Raw genomic sequence first — 16,237 nt, 5'->3', positions numbered from 1 at the left:
AAGTTATTGTTTACCCATAGTTCTCTTCCTGGTAAAGTAAGTTTTAAATCTTTTGTGTCAGCATCAAGAATAGCTATTTCATTGTTTTCCATCTTAATAATTATCATTTCTTCATTTATGTATGTAATCATACCGTATCCATAATGTGGTAGATTTAGGGATTCATGTAGATAAACTGGTTCTCCGACTTTTAATAGTTCACAATTAAATTTAATTTATTTAACCTCCCTTGTGTAATCTACAAACATATTAACCTCATGAATTGTTGCAGTTGAGTATTCTTCATCATCACAATTATCAAAATAAAGCTCATTATAATTATTTGGATAACAAAACTGCTCATCACAATATACATTAAAACCTTCATTAATAAGCCACTCTGATGCAGCCCTATATGTAGTGTAAGCTCCTTGCATGTTTGAATATGGTTTATCTAGCCCATCATATTCACTTGAAATCTCTATTACGTAAACTTTCTCCATCTAATTCCTCCAAAAAATTATTTAGCTTATTGAAAACGATGGCACTGTTTCGAAGCTTACATATTCTCTCTTTCTTGACCACCCTTTTATAAAAGGCTTTGATTCTTTATAGAGAATTTCCCACTTGTCAATGCAAATATCTCTGTGAAATTTCCAAACAATTAATTCATCGTCTAGGAAACCTTGTATATCATCGTAATCCCATAAACACCAATCATCCCATTTATTTTCTAACCAGCTTACTATGTCTGAGTCGTCTTTGAAAATATAAAATGTATTATCATAGTTTTCATTTCTGTAAACTAGATAAAGGCTATCGTTCCAATTTTCTTCTTCCATAGATTCTTTTATTCTGCTGGGATCATGCGCTTTCCAAAATTCTCTGCTACGGATATTCTCTTCATCAGTCTCTTCCAGTCTTTTTCTAATTGATTTTAAAGCATCCTTAAGTGAATAGTTTTCTTCTAAAACACTTTTACTCAAATAGAAGCCCCTTCCTCTTATAAAAGATTTGTTTTATCAGTAGTAAATTTTAAACTTTTTCGAATAATCCTCACCATGTTTTTCTACCATTGAATTGTGAATGAGATTTTGATAGTTATCTATTATTCGTGCAACATCTAACGCATGCTTATGTTTAACTGATTCGTGATCATTTTTTTCCATAGTAAGCATTGCATCATTCCAAAGTTCCGCCTCAACTACACCCACTGCATCAAAATAGCTCATATTTTTACCCATTTATTTTAAACTCCTTCGGAATACATTTCCCAATGCCATGCATCTTCATCTTCTAAGTCATCTGAGAAATATAATTCCGCCTTATTTTTTTCACTTATAGCTATGAACAAATCACCATTATGCTTATTGGTTTCACTAGTTTGGAATGAATTTTCACACTCTGAGTCTCCTCCCCAATTTACAAATATGTATTCGCTACTACCATTTTGATAATTGATATTAATTGCTGTAATATCGTTATGATTAGTTAATCTATCAAAAGGTTTTATCCCTGATTCCTCATCATGCCAGGTTGAAATGAAGGATGAATGGACATTTGCTTTTGGTGATATCTGTATGAAAATCTCTTCCGCTGACATTGAATCACTAATGCTATTCATCGCCATTCTGGATATTGATCTCTTAATATCTGATACCTCAAATGTTCCCAAATCCTCTCTTCCGATTTTGATAGACTCACAATTTTCTAGTACTATTTCAATTGAATCAATCTCTTTCATTTGTTTCTCCTCCAGTAGCAAATTTGTAATAAGTCTCACCATATTCCATCATCATTTTGTTATGAATCAAATTACTATAGCTTTCTATTGTTCGGGCTATATCCATTCCTTCCTTATACTCAAGAGAATCTTGACTATTGTTGTTCAACATATCCATAGCCTGATTCCACAATTCAATCTCCATTTCGTATCTAGCTTTAAAGTATTTAATATCATCCATACAAGTTCCACCATTCATAATAAAATTCAACTTTCATATATAACACATTCCCATAACACTCAATTACCCTTACTTATTCTTTTTTCGTAAACTCTGTCAAAAATAAGTTATTTTATATTTATTTATTTTCAATTAAATACTAATTAATCATATAACTAAAGGATTTCAATAATATCCTATCTTCCATAGCTACAACAAGCGTATCGTCAGTTCCTTTTAGCAACTTCTTTTCAGCTAACTTAACAGGCAAAGTAATAAAACGATTAGATTTTACTTTGATTTCTTTTCTTCCGATCTTTAACAATAGAACTTCTTTCTTCATTAGATTGACCTTAATGTCAAAATAATCTCCATAACCTATCCCGTAATTCACTGCTATTTTCTTGGGGATTCTCATATTGATTACATATCCATCTGTATTAGTTTTTACTTTAGTGACTAAATATCCTTTAATAACATATGAATAAATCTCATTTAAAGATGCTTCACTCAGTGATCTGACAATACTTTCAGACCACCTGAGTTTATTATGAATTAGTTTAATCAGCACCTCTCTGTCTAATGTTTTTTCTAATGTTGCTGTCATATTTTCCTCCTTCTATTAAATAGCTATCTCAAATTTCATTTGTGAGTGTTTATTATAATTTTCTAATGTAAAATGTTCTGGTTTAAAATCATAGAAATTTTTAACTGAATCATCAATAAGTAAAGTTGGAGCAGTTAAAGGTTCTCTTTGAATTAGTTCCGTTGCTTGACCAATATGTCTATCATAAATGTGTAGATTATTTATGTAATGGTGTAACCTTCCTACTTTTAAACCAGTAACTTGAGCAATCATATGTTGTAATAAAGCATATTGAGTTACATTAATACTTCCAGCCAATGTGAAATCGCTTGATCTCTGAATTAAGGACATATTCAAACTCTTACCATCTGAATCCCACATTGTCATGAATGCACATGGATATAATGTCATATCGTATAGATCACTATGATTGTATAGGTTAGTGATCATTCTTCTGCTAAAGGGATTTTTCTTTAAATCCCATATCAATCTATCAATTTGATTGAAATAGCCTTCTTTATATTTATGCTCGTATTGCAGCTGCCTACCATATGCTTTACCTAAGTTACCTTCTTCATTTTCCCATTCTGACCAATACATTACTCCATACTTTTCTTCAAGCATTCTTACATCATTAGATTTGTCTTGATAAATCCACATCAACTCTTTAAGGCCAGTTTTCCAGGCAGTAGGTCTTAATGTGACCACAGGAAACTCTTCACTTAGATCATATTCATTTAATACACCAAAGACCTTCTTTGTGTATGAAGGTGTTCCATCTTTCCATTTTGGTCTAACTAGTTGCCCCTTTTCAGATACACCATTAGTCAATAATTTTTCTATGTTATTCTTAATAATTAAATCTGCTTTACTCATATTTCAACTCCTATTTACTAGAGAGAATAAAAATCCTCCCTAGTATTTCTGTATAAATTAACCCTTTTGACGTTCGATTTCTTCTTTCAGCTTAGGCTCTGGAGCGTATTTTTCTTCCCAATGTGGAGGCTTCATTATCTTCCCATCTTTTCTATATCTGGGTTGACTATCTTCCCATAATTTACCCATATTAGCATTCTGCACAATTTTGAACAGGTTGAAAGGTTCAACTCCTAAAATGTTAAATGTTCCTTGATTAAAGTATTCAATGTCTGTTAAAGCATCTGCTTGAGCAACAATTACATCATCTACTTCTGGTTGATTAAATACAATTTTATCACAAGCGTGCTCTAAGCCTTCTTTGAAATCCTCAAATAATTGTAGGAATTCTACAGTGTTTCCACCTACTGTTGCATATAAGAATTCAACTAATTCCTCACCTGTCCATACTGTTCTATTTAAAGCTGTTTCTTTATCAATGGCTGTGGGTGTATCAGAATATTTATGTTTAAATGCTTTATGAAAATCTTGTACCATATAGTACATTTGATTATTTTGTTTATCTTTTGTTTTTGTCATTTGTTAGTCTCCTTTTAATATGAATAATCTTCATCTTTCATGTCTTCTACTTCAGATAGTAAATATCCATTACCAACTGAAGAGAAAAAGTCATGATTAGTTGTTCCAGTTGAAAGGCCATTGATTACAATTGGATTGACATCATCTGCTGTATCAGAAAATAAAGGCGAAAAACCTAGATTCATCAAAGCTTTATTCCCGTTGTACCGTAAAAATACTTTTACATCTTCAGTCCATCCAAGTTCATCATAGAGTAATTCTGTATACTTAACTTCATTTTCATATAGTTTATACAGTAACTCATATGCCCAATTTTTTATGTTGCTTTGCTCATCTTCAGTTAGCTCTTTAAATCCTTGTTGAAATTTATATCCTATATATGTACCATGAACAGATTCATCTCTAAGAATCAATTTGATTACTTCAGCTACGTTAATTAGTTTTGAATTCCCTAAGTAATATAGTGGTGTATAAAACCCCGAATAGAATAGAAAGCTTTCTAAAAACACACTAGCAACCTTTCTTTGTAATGGTGATCCGTTTAAATAGATATCATTAATAATTTCAACTTTCTTCAATAGAAACTCATTATTATCAGTCCAGTTAAATATCTCCCGAATTTCTTGTGCTGTGTTTAATGTGCTAAAGATTGAGCTATATGCTCTTGCGTGTTCTGATTCCATAAATTGAATGTTGTTATATACGGCTAGTTCATGCTTTGTTTTCACTGATTTTTTTAGTGATTCTAAACCTTCTTCAGATTGAAGTGTGTCTAACTTTGCTAAACCTCCAAAAACTCTTTCTACTAGTCTCTTTTCTTTCTTAGGTAACTTAGACCAATCTGCTATATCTTTTGATACTGGCATACGGGTCACGAGCCAAAATTGGCTCGTAAGTTTCTCGTATGTTAATTTATCCACCATATCTTCAATGGCGTTCCAGTTTATAGTATTATGAATCAAATCAAATCCCCCGATATGTGTTTATTTTTAATTTAAATACTACAACTCTCACATTCATTTGCACCGATAGTTTCTCCATCATCTGTGTAAGTCCTAATATAATAAACTGATTTAATACCCTTTTTCCAAGCATAGTTTCTTAGGATACTTAAATCCCTTGTTGTTTTTTTAGTTGGATAGGATGTGTCATTCTTCCACTCGTACATGTCTTCAGGTAGTTCTGACCTTAAAAATAACGTCATACTCATTCCTTGATCTACGTGTTTTTGAGCAGCTGCATATGTATCAATGATTTTTCTTTGGTCAATATCATAAGCTGAAACATAATACGGTATTGTATCTGACGATAAGTAAGGTGCAGGATAATAAACTTTACCTCGTTTTCCTTCTGTTCTTTCTTCTATTCTCTGTACGATAGGATGTATTGATGCAGTCGCTTCATTTACATATGATATAGAACCAGTTGGTGCAACTGCTAACCTGTATGCATTATATAAACCACTCTTCATTACGGACTCCTTCAAATCACTCCATTCTTTTTTAGAAGGAATTGAGATACCTTTGAATAAGTCTTTAATCTTATCATATTCAAAAGAAAACTCATCACCTTTTAAATATTTGTCAAAATACTTACCATTAGCATATGTAGAGAGTTCAAATTCATGGAATGTTTCTTGTCTTTCAATTGCAATCTGATTACTTTCATACAAAGTCCAATAATTTAAAAGTTTAAAATAGACATCTACAAATTCTATGGCTTCTGGTGAGCCATATTCAATCTGATTTTTAGCTAAGAATCCATGTAGATTCATTGCTCCTAACCCAACTGCATGATAAGAGTCGTTACCATTTTTCACTGAAGGTACAACTTCAATATTTGATGAATTAGAGACAAACGTTAATGCTCTCAGCATTGTTCTAACAGATTTACCAAAATCATTTGATCCCATAAGGTTATCTATATTAGTTGAACCTAAATTACAACTAACATCCTTACCTAGGATTGAGTATGATTGATCATCTTCAATTTCTGAAAGCACATGGACTTGGAAAATTTCAGTGCAGTTCCCAGTGACAAATCCATCAAAAATAAGTGAACTGTAATCTTCCTGCTTAGTGTCATACACATTTTCGATACCATTGAAATCAATAGATTCTATTGTAGCTGTAAAATCATGTTTAGGTTTTCTAGACTTTGGTTTTAATTTACTAGTTAATAAGTTGAATTTATACATATCATATTCTTTTAGCTCAATGAATTTAACAAACCTTTCTCTTGAAACTCTATCTTGAACAACTAATTTATATGCAGGTTTTACATTATAGTATTTTGAACCTCCTTTACCATCAGGTAATAGGGCATTGTTTCTCTCTCCTCTATTATAAATGGTTGAGTAAACACCCAAATTTAGCAAAATTGTTTGTAAATCAATCAATAGCTTTTTATGTACAGATGTTAACTCTATACTTAAAGATTTGTATTCAAAACTTGCATTTACTGTTCCATCCATTTGATAAAGTCCACTTAAATAAGCTGCCACTGTTTCTTTGTCCGCATTGCTCAAGAACCCTGGATAATCTAATTTTGTTTCTTTAGTAAAGTTAAACTTTTCAAAAATATAAGCCAACAGACCGCTATTTAAAGCCAGTAACCCTTTCTGAGGGTTAGTGAATTTAGGATTTAAAGAAGCATTATGTTTAATATCTCTATCTAAATACCTTTCTATTACATTGGCTACCAAACTTTCAATTCTATCCTTTAAAACCCTTTTATTATCATAAAGATAAATTTTCACAGCATTCTTAGTAAATGTTCCATCTCCTCCGATTATACCCATCAGATAAGATAGCTCAGGATCATGAAATTGACCAAACGAACCTTCCGAAGATTGAACTAATAACCTGTCACCAATACTAAGTTCGTTTAATGGCAATTTAATTATTTCATCACCTTTCTTCACATAGAACTTATGGTCTTGAGTTGTCTTTATTTCAAACCCCTCTTTAGTGTTAATTTTATAAATTTCTTTTTTAGTTCCTGTTAGCTGCATTGGTATCGCATCTTTTAGAGAAACACCTTTTTCATTTACATTAAGATGTTTTGTTCTATTGTCGATAACTACTTTTAAATCCTCTTTACTCTCATGAAGATCACCAACCGCTCTATATCCATTCTCTGTTAAGATTTTTGTGTCTCCTGTAACACATAAGTTACTCATAATGATTTGTCCATAAATAGGATTATCGTTGTTAACAGTATCAATATTTATGATGTAAGGGTATCCGCTCTCATTCTGTAAATTGCTTATCTCTGTTTCCAAGTCTCTAGCTCTTATCATCGTCTTACGGATTTCTGGATTATCAACCATATTACTATATTCTTCTGTAATATTTACGTATGAGAATGCTTTACCATAGTATCGCTCAACATCATAAGGAGAGAAAAGATACATAACCTCATTCTTTTTAATGAGTTCATAGTATTTATCAGGTACGATTAACCCTAGTGACAAGGTTTTTATTCTTGATTTTTCATCTGCATTCTCTTTTCTTACTGATAAAAAGTTTATAATATCTGGATGAAAGACATTCAAATATACTACTCCTGCACCATCTCTTACCCCACCTTGATTAGCATATGAGAATGAATCTTCAAGCAACTTCATAATAGGAATTACTCCATCAGCCATTCCTTCTACATTTTTTATTGGATCATTGTTTGCTCTAATATTGGAAAGGTTAACTCCCACTCCACCAGAAATTTTTGAAAGTTGCAATGCAGAATTTATTGCTCTTCCGATACTATTCATAGAATCACCAACATCAATAAGGAAACAAGAAACCAATTCACCTGCTCTTGCTTTACCTGCTGATAGAAAGCTGGGTGTTGCTGGTTGATATCTCTGATTAATCATTTCTTCAGACAAATCTAAAGCTAATTGTTCGTTTCCATCCGCAAAGAATAACGCATTGAATGCGATTCGATCCTCATACCTTTCTAAAAACCTTTTACCGTCATTGGTTCTAAGTGCATACTGTGAATAAAACTTATAAGCACCCATAAATGATCTAAATCTAAATTTATGTTTATATAGTTTTTTAAATAGTCCCTTTACAAATTTTCTAGAGTATTTATCTATTACTTCTCCTTTAATGTAATTATGCTCGATTAAGTAGTCTAACTTTTCATCTAGCGTATAGAAGAATACAGTATTTGGATTAACGTATTCGAGGAAGTATGCTTTAACTGCTTCCTTGTCTTTGTCTAGTTGAATCCTACCATCTTTAGGTATGTTAACTAAGTTATTTAATGTGAAATAAGACTCTTTCTTTATTGACTTACTCAGTTCTGGTGACTTCAATATTTTCCACTTCCTTCTTAAATCTTACTAAGTCCTGGCTTGTTCCGCTAAATTCAAACATGAGAATTAAAGGTCTGCTATATTTTTGAGATAAATGTTTTCCATTTAAACAATAATCATCTCCAAAATTCCTATTCCCACTAGCTGCGATTCCTTTTAGATACTGTTTATTGTTTTTATAATTTATAAATGCATCGGCTATCCCATTTATAAGTTCTCCCTCATAAGAAGGGATAACCAACACATAATCTTCAAGAACTTCTTTGAAAGGGAGGTTGTCATCAATAGATATATTATCTAGGCCTGTGTGTTTAACAAACCTTTCTACGTTCCCTGTCAACGAAATATAAACTAGCTTCATTTATTGATTAATCCATTCAGCTTGTCTGGGTCAAAACCTGAGAATATTTCTCCTTCTTCTGGTTCGATAACTGGTAACTGTCTCATCTGTAATGTGTTAACTAAGTAATCAAAAGCACTTGCATCCTCTTCTACATTAATTGTTGCGTATTCTATCTCGTTTGAATTAAGTACATTCTTTACCATTTCACACTTCGGACAATTATTTTTAGTATAAACTTTCAGCATTGTAATCTCACTTTCTTTATTTATATTAATTTATTTTTAATTTAACATTCATTATGTGTTAAATATGTAATCTTCATTGTTGACCCAACTTTGCTTATAAGCATTTTCCATCTCATCGAGATATGCTCTATTCTCAGTTTTAAGTTTCTTTTCTTCTTTTTCTGGAATTTCTTCATATGCAGACTCAAAGATTTCTTTTGATAATACAAGTGGGTTACCTGCTTGATCATATAGAATTATATTACCTTTGAATACTGGTTGTATCCCACTCTGAGTATCAATCGTACTATCCTCAGCTACTACTTCACAGGCAGAGTAAACAGAATCTCTTTTTACATATCTGCTCATCATTATCTCCTTTTATATTAATTTATTTTCAATTAAAGTGTGATTCAAATGTCTCTAACTCTGCGATGATTCTCCAAATAGCTTCAGCCTCTTTGGATTCCCTTTTTCTTGTATGACTGTCTGCTCTTCTTTCCAGTACTTGTAGATAGTCCTGCAATTCTTGTTGAAGTGTTTCTAACAAGTGTCTCACCTCCTTAAAATAAAATGTAACTTTTATTTGCTATTTAATAAATGTAAAAAACCTAATTCTTTTAAAACTGTTTTCATTCTTTTTTTCTTAAAATCTTCAATTCTCTTAATTTGTTCCATCAATCCATCAGTGCAAATGGTGTGACCAGATATCTCAACTCTATCTCCATTATCATCTGTTAATCTAATTGTGCTGCCTGATGTTTCTTTTAATTCATTGCATATCATACATTGTTCGGTCATAATATGGCCTTTCTTGTTTAGTTAAAGTGTCTCTGTACTCGTAATTTAAGCTTATATTTAATAGCATCTTTCCAAAATCTTTGGGAGCCTTCCTTGTATCCACCTTTAACTTTTTGATAATATCTATAATCTATAAATATAGGATCAGCATCTGGTGAGTCGTAAAAGTATTCAGGCTCAAACACTTTAATGTTGTTTTCTCTGAGAAGGGAATTAATATGTTTTCTTTCCCTGGTAACAGTATAAATAATTTTGTTCAGTTTAGGTATTAATTCTTCGTTGTTTGCTTTAACAGCTTTTTCTAATCGATTATGTAACACGTTAATTTCTAAGTCAATATATATTTTCTCAGTAATCATATTCATCAACTCATCTGATATAGCTGCTCTCATAGCAAATCACCCCAGCTAATTTTATCATGAGTTACTTAAGTTATCAAACAAGCGTTCTCTTTCTTGGTAAAGTTTTTTCAGTCTTTTTTCAAGTGTAACGATAAGCATATTCAACTGTTTTAGTCTCTTCAATATCTTCACCCCCTTACAGATCAATAATTTTCAGTCTATCAATCTGTAAGTTTATATTAATTTATTTTCAATTAAAAGTCAATATGCTTATGTAAAATAAACTGAACTATATACTTGATCAAATTTACTGTATACTGCATCTATTTGTTCTCTGAGGCTTTCTATTTCTTCTTCACCAAGGTGTTCTTCTGCTTCTAGTGTATGTATTAATTGTGAATACTTTTCTTCTAGTTCTCCTAATTCAGATAGCAATGTTTCTCTAAGTTCCTCTTTAATTGATCGTTGGATTGTGACCGCCTCATTTAGTTAACTTTATTTATTTTGCATTTCTTCGCATATAAGGTATTTTTTCTATAATATCCACTCAATTTCAGGCTTGCCTTTATAGCCTTTCTCCCACACATACCAAGCAAAACATATAGTACCTCCATGTTTACTTCTATTCCCGTCATCTACTTGCAACAGTTCGTTCCAAAATACGACCCTCTTGCAAAATACGTATACTCTTCGCAAGGGCGTACTTTGAAAGAAATTGTAGCGTTTCTGCCCCTCTAAAAACTGAATTTTCAATATCATAGCTACTTTTCCTCCATCTGGTATTAAATCTAATGATTTTTCTACAGATTCAGTTGCCATAAAGAATGGTGGATTAGTAATTATATTTTTAGCTTGAGTTTCTTCTATTGAAAGTAAGTCAATTCCTTTTTCTCCATAAATATGTTCATCAATTCTAATATCAGAAGAAATAACATCTAACCCATTTTCCTCAAGTACTTTTGAGATTGCTCCTGCTCCACTGCATGGCTCTAAGATCAATCCCTCAAATTTTTCCCTTTTTATTAATTCTTCAGTTGCCCAATTAGGTGTAGCATAATAATCTATCCCATCAGACCTCACTCTTCCTGAAACAGATAATCCCTTCAAACTCATTTATATCCCCCTAGTTTTACTATTTTTAGAAAATTTATTTTCAATTTACTCCGCTCTGTCTGCTGAGAACGCTTAGTCTCTATTTTTATCAAATGCTAATTCTTGTTGCTGTAAAAATATCTTCTTTTACTCATTCGTGTTTTTTATAAAAAATTATTTTCAATTAAAATAGAAGTTTTATCAAAACTTTAAAAACTGTAAAGGACTATCCATTGTCCTATTTGTCCTTTCAAATTGCTTTAAGTAGCTATGTATGCTTCTCATATCTTGATTTGAGAGATTTACAAATTTGACATACTCTGGTCTGCCTTGAATTGATATTACTGCCCAACTATGATTCTCATAGTGATTTATGTCTGCTGATATATTGAATTGTTTCATAAGAGCATTGTTCTCTTTAATAATATTCTCATTTTGCTCTTGTAATTGATTTAACCTATCAAATAATGTAGAAAACCTCTGTTCATTTCTAATAATATCCTTCTGTCTCTTTTCTTCTAGTTCTGTAATACCAAGATATTTTCGTACTTTCTCCCGAAACCAGTCTGCAATCTTCATTATTCTCACTTCCTTTATAAAATTCACATTTCATTCAATATCAATATGCAAGTTATGACCATTTCTTTTTGCCATTAATTGAAGCCATTTGATTTTCATTTCCATTTCAACTTTTACAAGTTCATCGAGGCCTTTTTTTTCGATGTAATCACAAATCGCTTCATGGTATTCATTACTAGCTTCAACTAGGTCTTTACGATACGATTCTTCATTATTTTTTACCTCTGTATAAAATGGAAATCTATTTGTTTATTTTAGTTCTAATGTCTTGCACAAAATTCCCCAATCTCTCGTATAAATAATGATTTTTAGTAGAACCCTTACTAAACAACCAAAACTGTAGTTTAGCCAACATTTAATCGCCCCTTTATAAGCTTCATAATTCTCGCATTTTATCTATTCTGTATCATAAAGCCATGAATCTTTTTTCTAGTCTTTTCTTTTTCTCTCCATTGCTGTCTTACAAATTCTATATTTTCTTTAAATCTTCTTGATTTTGCAATTTCATCTGCATAAAGAATCCCTTCTGTATCTTCACGATAATCCCAAATTCCACCTAAACTCTCATTTCCATCCTCATCAATAACAATTTCAAGCGCCATTCCAAGTGGATGAAGAAACTGACGATTCAATTCTTGCACATATCCTTTTACTCTAAACTCTTTAACATCAATGCGTTTAATCTCATTCATATTTTCACCTCTGTATAAAATGGAAATTTCATTAACCAATATCTAGCTCTTTTATCAGCAAATCAAATAACTCTTTACTAACTACTCTCTTGCTTGTGCCAGAGTAATCATCAAGTTCAACATGGTATGTATTATCGTTATTTTCAACAGCATATACAGTGCCATAGTAGTTATCAATCCCTAAATTATAACGAGTCTTGTCCATAAGGTTTCCTCCTTTATAGATCTTACATTTTATCAGTTCATTTTCAGAGTTTTGTGCCAAAAAAATTTTTCACACTTTTGTTGCATGAAAAGTTGTTTATTGTGATTGTTTAGTAATTTATTTTGAAGTTCTAAGTCTTCGATTTTCTTTCTCAAAATTTGATTCTCTTTTTTCAAATTTGCGTATCACATTCCTATCTTTCTCGTTTTAATACTCATTTTCTTTCACCTCTTCATATCTAAAAAAATAAAACCAACATCAACACTACTCATATTTATTTAATTTCAATTAAAATTAAGAGACATTTATAATCTCTTAATTATTTTCAATCCATCTAATAGTTGTATTACTTCTTCTGGAGTAACATTTCTCTTGGATAATTCATCGTTAAAACTAGTCCACTTATTTGCTAACATGTGATCTTCTGTTTCACTTGAGAACAAAGATGAAAGTTTAATATCATAAAATTCACATATTCTATGTAATGTTTGTAAGCTTGGTATTTGTCCTTTCTCAACTTTGCTTACATAAGTGTGACTAATACCTATTTTGTCTCCAGCTTCCCTTAATGTAAGCTGCTTACTTTCTCTTAACCTTCTTAATTGAGATCCTATTTGCTTATCTAATTCATCCATTGTAGCACCCCTTTCATCTAGTATTATATATATAAATATATAGATGCCACAATGAAGGATAACAATTTACTTTAGTTGTTTTTAATTAATTCCTTATAACAACCTACAACTAAATTAATTTGGTACTTAACATCATCAAATGCATCATGTGCTACTAGAGAATCATTATTATAGCTATCCTTTAATTCCTGTTCAGTAACTCCTAATTTCTTCCCAGCTAAGTCTACAATTGTCCTAACATCACGATCATTCTTATAATAGATAGGGTATTCCCTCAGTTGATACTGGAGCATTTTATTATCGAATAAGATTCCATTTCCCCATAAGTAAATGTTTTTAGCATCATCTGATAAATACTCCAACCATTTTTGGAAGTCATCCAGCAAGTCATCCAAGCTTCCTTTCCCCTTATTCAACAAGTCAGTCAACAGTTCTTTATTGGTGTTTAACCACCATTTCAACGTTGAGCCATCAATAGGCATATATTCTTCTTTTTCAATATCTGCAATTTTATTAAACTTGTCATAATGTTCACCAGTCTCAATATCAAACGCAATTGCAGCAATTTGGAATATAGGTGCAGATGAATCAGTGCCTAGTGTTTCTATATCAACCATTACATCTATTCTCTTGACCATCCTCATCCTCCTTAGAAATAAAGACTTCAGCAATAATCTTTTCCATATCTTCTTTTTCTAGATAATTACTAAGAATTTGAACGATATTTTCAAATGTCTCATATGGAACTTCTTCAACATCAATTTCCTGAGTTTGGTCAACTAGTAGTTTAGCAACCTCTAATCCCTGTATATAATAATGAGTGTCTCTTTCTATTGTTTTTTTATGTTTAGAGATTACCTGATCAATTGCTTTGTTAATTCCTTGGTACACTATGAATCCCTCCATTTTCAGATAAAAACCATCTTTTATTACTTTTCAAAAGTTGAAATAAATTCACTTAAGCTCATTCCATTATCCTCTGCTAAACTTTCAGCAAAAATCGCTACATTCTTCTCTGTGGATAGGCACATTACCTCGCTCAACCAGTCTGTATAACTAGAATAATCCTTATCAAAATAGTCCATATATGTTACTTCATTTATGTAACCTAACATTTGTTTACCATTAACATTGAAGATCTTTTCAGCGCTACCTTCATATATAGATCTGCCACTTCTCCACCATCCGAATGATTCTTCCCATTCCTCACACATTATTAATTCATCAAAACTTTGCTCATTTAACTCCCAAACTTGATATTTGTTTTCTTGTGTTTCTACGAGTTTTTTTGCTTCTATATTTAAAACTTTAAATGCCTTATCTAAGTTTTGCCCTAATATTTGTTTCACTTCTTTTCCCACCTTTTTTATATTTATTTATTTTCAATTTGACTGACTAACTACTTTTTATTTGTCGTATTATGTACTTATAACATACATTTAATAGAAAACACTCAAATCCTGCGCTTTCCCGAGAAATATCAGAACTTACTTCTGAAGTATTCGTAATTAGTTTACCTTATCTTTTAACCAGTATCCTAGTTTAGCAAACTCTTCTAGAGCATCTTCTAAATTTACTTCTCCCTTAGCAGCATCTAAGTGATCTTGTAGTGTTAAACCTTCAGTAGCAAAGTATTCATTTAGCAACTCTTCTAATTTAGTCATAAGTATTTCTCCTCCATTTTAATCGTTTAGTGGTATTAGTCCTACCTTTGACACTTTTGTTATATCGATAAAGTCATTGCTTCCGTATCCATTAGGCAATTGCAATACCCCATGCTTCCCTTCCTTGAATGAGGTGTAAGGTAAACTAATAAATTCCTGCATTTTCTCATCGCTGACTTTTCCTGTTTCATAAATTGTTTCCACACCATTGTCAAACAAAATCTTTACTCTATAATTTTTCATTTTTTTCTCCTTTAGAATTTAAAATTTATTTGATTAAATGAATAAGCATGTATGTATAATATGAAATAAAAACCAACTGAATCACTTTCCCTCTAAATGTGTGCCTTTTATTGAATTTCTTCCGAAAAGCAGCAACTTTTTTCTCTGAAGATAGGTCTTTCTTTTTATTCTTTAATACAGCAACTAAAACAGAAAGTATAAAGTATGCTAACAAAATGATAGTAGGCAAAGTGTGCGGATCATAATTTATAGAAAAACATAAGTAAAGTAAGAGAAACAAAATATATGGTATTCCTAAAGCTATGGTTATTAGTGCTCCTTCGAGCAACTTCTTATCTGGTATATAATTGTCTGATCCAACCTGTTGTTTCCTTATCTCCTCCTCGCCAAACAACTTATTAATTTCGTACCAAGGATTACCTTTAATTAATACAGCTAATTGGAAAATTAACAAAATAACAGTAAGGAAAATCATCATTCGCAAAACAACTCCTCTATATTTATTTATTTTCAATTTAAAATCATAATTTATTTACTTACTTTAATTCGTCTTTCCTTAACTGATTGAGTTTTTGATATTCGCTCGATTTCTTTATTAGCACTAGCTACTCTTGCTCTTGCATGAGCAATGTCATGGCCAATCTGAGTTGAATACGGATCTTTTGGACTTCTTTTCGCTACACCTTTTGCTCCATTGTCCATAATAACGATTGTAACATCACCATTATAGATTGTTTTATATGCATATTCTCTGCCTTCTATTAGTTGCTTTTGAATTACATCTCCATTAGGAAAGGTAACTACACTGTTAAATGTGTAAGGTAAAATTTCATGAATATGTGTGACTTGACTCATAATTTATCAATCCTTTCTAATAAATGAATTATTTTATCAAATCAAAGACACATAAGTTCCATCTCTGATAACTCTTTAATCTCTTTTTTAAATATTTTCATTTCACTAAAATCTACAAGAATAACTTTTATTTCATCTGATTCAAGTTCTTTTGCATGGTTTTTATTTGTTGTAAAAGTAACCTCATATTTTCCATCTGACAATATTGCAGTATTTGAAACCCACAACCTACCGACTTTTGCAAGATACATAATATCACCTCATAAAAGATTCATT

General features: G+C 31.3%; 30 protein-coding genes. All 30 read right to left on the bottom strand.

Features of this window, described 5'->3' with window-relative positions; translation table 11 throughout:
* Positions 1 to 215: 215 nt before the first annotated feature.
* On the bottom strand, positions 216 to 482 hold the full coding sequence (locus LCM23_RS13310) for a hypothetical protein (RefSeq protein ID WP_224937406.1): 267 nt from the start codon (positions 480 to 482) through the stop codon (positions 216 to 218).
* A 21-nt stretch (positions 483 to 503) separates the two neighbouring features.
* Entirely contained in the window at positions 504 to 965 is a 462-nt protein-coding gene (locus LCM23_RS13305) for a hypothetical protein (RefSeq protein ID WP_224937405.1), read from the bottom strand.
* A 36-nt stretch (positions 966 to 1,001) separates the two neighbouring features.
* A complete protein-coding gene (locus tag LCM23_RS13300) occupies positions 1,002 to 1,223 on the bottom strand; it encodes a hypothetical protein (protein WP_224937404.1) in 222 nt (73 codons plus the stop codon).
* Positions 1,224 to 1,228: 5 nt separating this feature from the next.
* The gene (locus LCM23_RS13295) at positions 1,229 to 1,723 is read right to left on the bottom strand and encodes a hypothetical protein (protein ID WP_224937403.1); all 495 of its coding nucleotides are present in this window, start codon (positions 1,721 to 1,723) and stop codon (positions 1,229 to 1,231) included.
* Positions 1,710 to 1,943: a hypothetical protein gene (locus LCM23_RS13290; protein WP_224937402.1), complete on the bottom strand. Its 234-nt coding sequence runs from the start codon at positions 1,941 to 1,943 to the stop codon at positions 1,710 to 1,712. The genes LCM23_RS13295 and LCM23_RS13290 overlap by 14 nt, the downstream gene beginning before the upstream one ends.
* 139 nt (positions 1,944 to 2,082) lie before the next feature.
* On the bottom strand, positions 2,083 to 2,529 hold the full coding sequence (locus tag LCM23_RS13285; protein WP_224937401.1) for a hypothetical protein: 447 nt from the start codon (positions 2,527 to 2,529) through the stop codon (positions 2,083 to 2,085).
* Between the two features lie 15 nt (positions 2,530 to 2,544).
* Positions 2,545 to 3,384, bottom strand: a complete 840-nt coding sequence (thyA, locus tag LCM23_RS13280) for a thymidylate synthase (RefSeq protein WP_224937400.1) — start codon at positions 3,382 to 3,384, stop codon at positions 2,545 to 2,547.
* A 57-nt stretch (positions 3,385 to 3,441) separates the two neighbouring features.
* Complete coding sequence (locus LCM23_RS13275; protein WP_224937399.1) at positions 3,442 to 3,963, bottom strand: pyrophosphohydrolase domain-containing protein; 522 nt, start codon at positions 3,961 to 3,963, stop codon at positions 3,442 to 3,444.
* Positions 3,964 to 3,977: 14 nt separating this feature from the next.
* Positions 3,978 to 4,925: a class 1b ribonucleoside-diphosphate reductase subunit beta gene (gene nrdF / locus LCM23_RS13270; protein WP_224937398.1), complete on the bottom strand. Its 948-nt coding sequence runs from the start codon at positions 4,923 to 4,925 to the stop codon at positions 3,978 to 3,980.
* Positions 4,926 to 4,957: 32 nt separating this feature from the next.
* Positions 4,958 to 8,287, bottom strand: a complete 3,330-nt coding sequence (locus tag LCM23_RS13265; protein WP_404826608.1) for an LAGLIDADG family homing endonuclease — start codon at positions 8,285 to 8,287, stop codon at positions 4,958 to 4,960.
* Entirely contained in the window at positions 8,265 to 8,648 is a 384-nt protein-coding gene (gene nrdI / locus LCM23_RS13260; protein WP_224937397.1) for a class Ib ribonucleoside-diphosphate reductase assembly flavoprotein NrdI, read from the bottom strand. Before nrdI ends, LCM23_RS13265 begins: the two co-directional genes overlap by 23 nt.
* Positions 8,645 to 8,875 (bottom strand): glutaredoxin family protein, encoded by a 231-nt coding sequence (locus LCM23_RS13255; protein ID WP_224937396.1) that lies wholly within the window; start codon positions 8,873 to 8,875, stop codon positions 8,645 to 8,647. The genes nrdI and LCM23_RS13255 overlap by 4 nt, the downstream gene beginning before the upstream one ends.
* Before the next feature lie 51 nt (positions 8,876 to 8,926).
* Positions 8,927 to 9,223 (bottom strand): hypothetical protein, encoded by a 297-nt coding sequence (locus LCM23_RS13250; protein ID WP_224937395.1) that lies wholly within the window; start codon positions 9,221 to 9,223, stop codon positions 8,927 to 8,929.
* 28 nt (positions 9,224 to 9,251) lie between these two features.
* Complete coding sequence (locus LCM23_RS13245; protein WP_224937394.1) at positions 9,252 to 9,404, bottom strand: hypothetical protein; 153 nt, start codon at positions 9,402 to 9,404, stop codon at positions 9,252 to 9,254.
* Between the two features lie 32 nt (positions 9,405 to 9,436).
* Positions 9,437 to 9,655, bottom strand: a complete 219-nt coding sequence (locus LCM23_RS13240) for a hypothetical protein (protein ID WP_224937393.1) — start codon at positions 9,653 to 9,655, stop codon at positions 9,437 to 9,439.
* A 17-nt stretch (positions 9,656 to 9,672) separates the two neighbouring features.
* Entirely contained in the window at positions 9,673 to 10,047 is a 375-nt protein-coding gene (locus LCM23_RS13235) for a hypothetical protein (protein ID WP_224937392.1), read from the bottom strand.
* Between the two features lie 219 nt (positions 10,048 to 10,266).
* Positions 10,267 to 10,431, bottom strand: coding sequence for a hypothetical protein (locus LCM23_RS13230; protein WP_224937391.1), 165 nt, complete (start codon positions 10,429 to 10,431; stop codon positions 10,267 to 10,269).
* A gap of 99 nt (positions 10,432 to 10,530) precedes the next feature.
* The gene (locus LCM23_RS13225; protein ID WP_224937390.1) at positions 10,531 to 11,109 is read right to left on the bottom strand and encodes an NAD(P)-dependent oxidoreductase; all 579 of its coding nucleotides are present in this window, start codon (positions 11,107 to 11,109) and stop codon (positions 10,531 to 10,533) included.
* Positions 11,110 to 11,289: 180 nt separating this feature from the next.
* On the bottom strand, positions 11,290 to 11,667 hold the full coding sequence (locus tag LCM23_RS13220) for a hypothetical protein (protein ID WP_224937389.1): 378 nt from the start codon (positions 11,665 to 11,667) through the stop codon (positions 11,290 to 11,292).
* Positions 11,668 to 12,059: 392 nt separating this feature from the next.
* Positions 12,060 to 12,359 (bottom strand): hypothetical protein, encoded by a 300-nt coding sequence (locus tag LCM23_RS13215; RefSeq protein ID WP_224937388.1) that lies wholly within the window; start codon positions 12,357 to 12,359, stop codon positions 12,060 to 12,062.
* A 31-nt stretch (positions 12,360 to 12,390) separates the two neighbouring features.
* Positions 12,391 to 12,564: a hypothetical protein gene (locus LCM23_RS13210; RefSeq protein WP_224937387.1), complete on the bottom strand. Its 174-nt coding sequence runs from the start codon at positions 12,562 to 12,564 to the stop codon at positions 12,391 to 12,393.
* Between the two features lie 305 nt (positions 12,565 to 12,869).
* Positions 12,870 to 13,199, bottom strand: a complete 330-nt coding sequence (locus LCM23_RS13205) for a helix-turn-helix domain-containing protein (protein ID WP_224937386.1) — start codon at positions 13,197 to 13,199, stop codon at positions 12,870 to 12,872.
* A 71-nt stretch (positions 13,200 to 13,270) separates the two neighbouring features.
* Positions 13,271 to 13,837, bottom strand: a complete 567-nt coding sequence (locus LCM23_RS13200) for a 3'-5' exonuclease (protein WP_224937385.1) — start codon at positions 13,835 to 13,837, stop codon at positions 13,271 to 13,273.
* Positions 13,809 to 14,090 (bottom strand): hypothetical protein, encoded by a 282-nt coding sequence (locus tag LCM23_RS13195; RefSeq protein WP_224937384.1) that lies wholly within the window; start codon positions 14,088 to 14,090, stop codon positions 13,809 to 13,811. The genes LCM23_RS13200 and LCM23_RS13195 overlap by 29 nt, the downstream gene beginning before the upstream one ends.
* A gap of 38 nt (positions 14,091 to 14,128) precedes the next feature.
* Positions 14,129 to 14,548: a hypothetical protein gene (locus tag LCM23_RS13190; RefSeq protein WP_224937383.1), complete on the bottom strand. Its 420-nt coding sequence runs from the start codon at positions 14,546 to 14,548 to the stop codon at positions 14,129 to 14,131.
* Between the two features lie 159 nt (positions 14,549 to 14,707).
* The gene (locus LCM23_RS13185) at positions 14,708 to 14,863 is read right to left on the bottom strand and encodes a hypothetical protein (protein ID WP_224937382.1); all 156 of its coding nucleotides are present in this window, start codon (positions 14,861 to 14,863) and stop codon (positions 14,708 to 14,710) included.
* 18 nt (positions 14,864 to 14,881) lie between these two features.
* Positions 14,882 to 15,106, bottom strand: a complete 225-nt coding sequence (locus tag LCM23_RS13180) for a hypothetical protein (protein WP_224937381.1) — start codon at positions 15,104 to 15,106, stop codon at positions 14,882 to 14,884.
* 25 nt (positions 15,107 to 15,131) lie between these two features.
* Entirely contained in the window at positions 15,132 to 15,584 is a 453-nt protein-coding gene (locus tag LCM23_RS13175) for a hypothetical protein (protein ID WP_224937380.1), read from the bottom strand.
* Positions 15,585 to 15,634: 50 nt separating this feature from the next.
* A complete protein-coding gene (locus LCM23_RS13170) occupies positions 15,635 to 15,961 on the bottom strand; it encodes a hypothetical protein (protein WP_224937379.1) in 327 nt (108 codons plus the stop codon).
* Positions 15,962 to 16,002: 41 nt separating this feature from the next.
* On the bottom strand, positions 16,003 to 16,212 hold the full coding sequence (locus LCM23_RS13165) for a hypothetical protein (RefSeq protein WP_224937378.1): 210 nt from the start codon (positions 16,210 to 16,212) through the stop codon (positions 16,003 to 16,005).
* Positions 16,213 to 16,237: the final 25 nt, after the last annotated feature.

Source organism: Cytobacillus kochii, assembly GCF_020171845.1.
In the GTDB taxonomy this organism is placed as follows: domain Bacteria; phylum Bacillota; class Bacilli; order Bacillales; family Cytobacillaceae; genus Cytobacillus; species Cytobacillus kochii.
The sequence above is the reverse complement of the archived record's forward strand: the minus strand, read 5'-3'. Positions and strand labels throughout refer to the sequence as shown.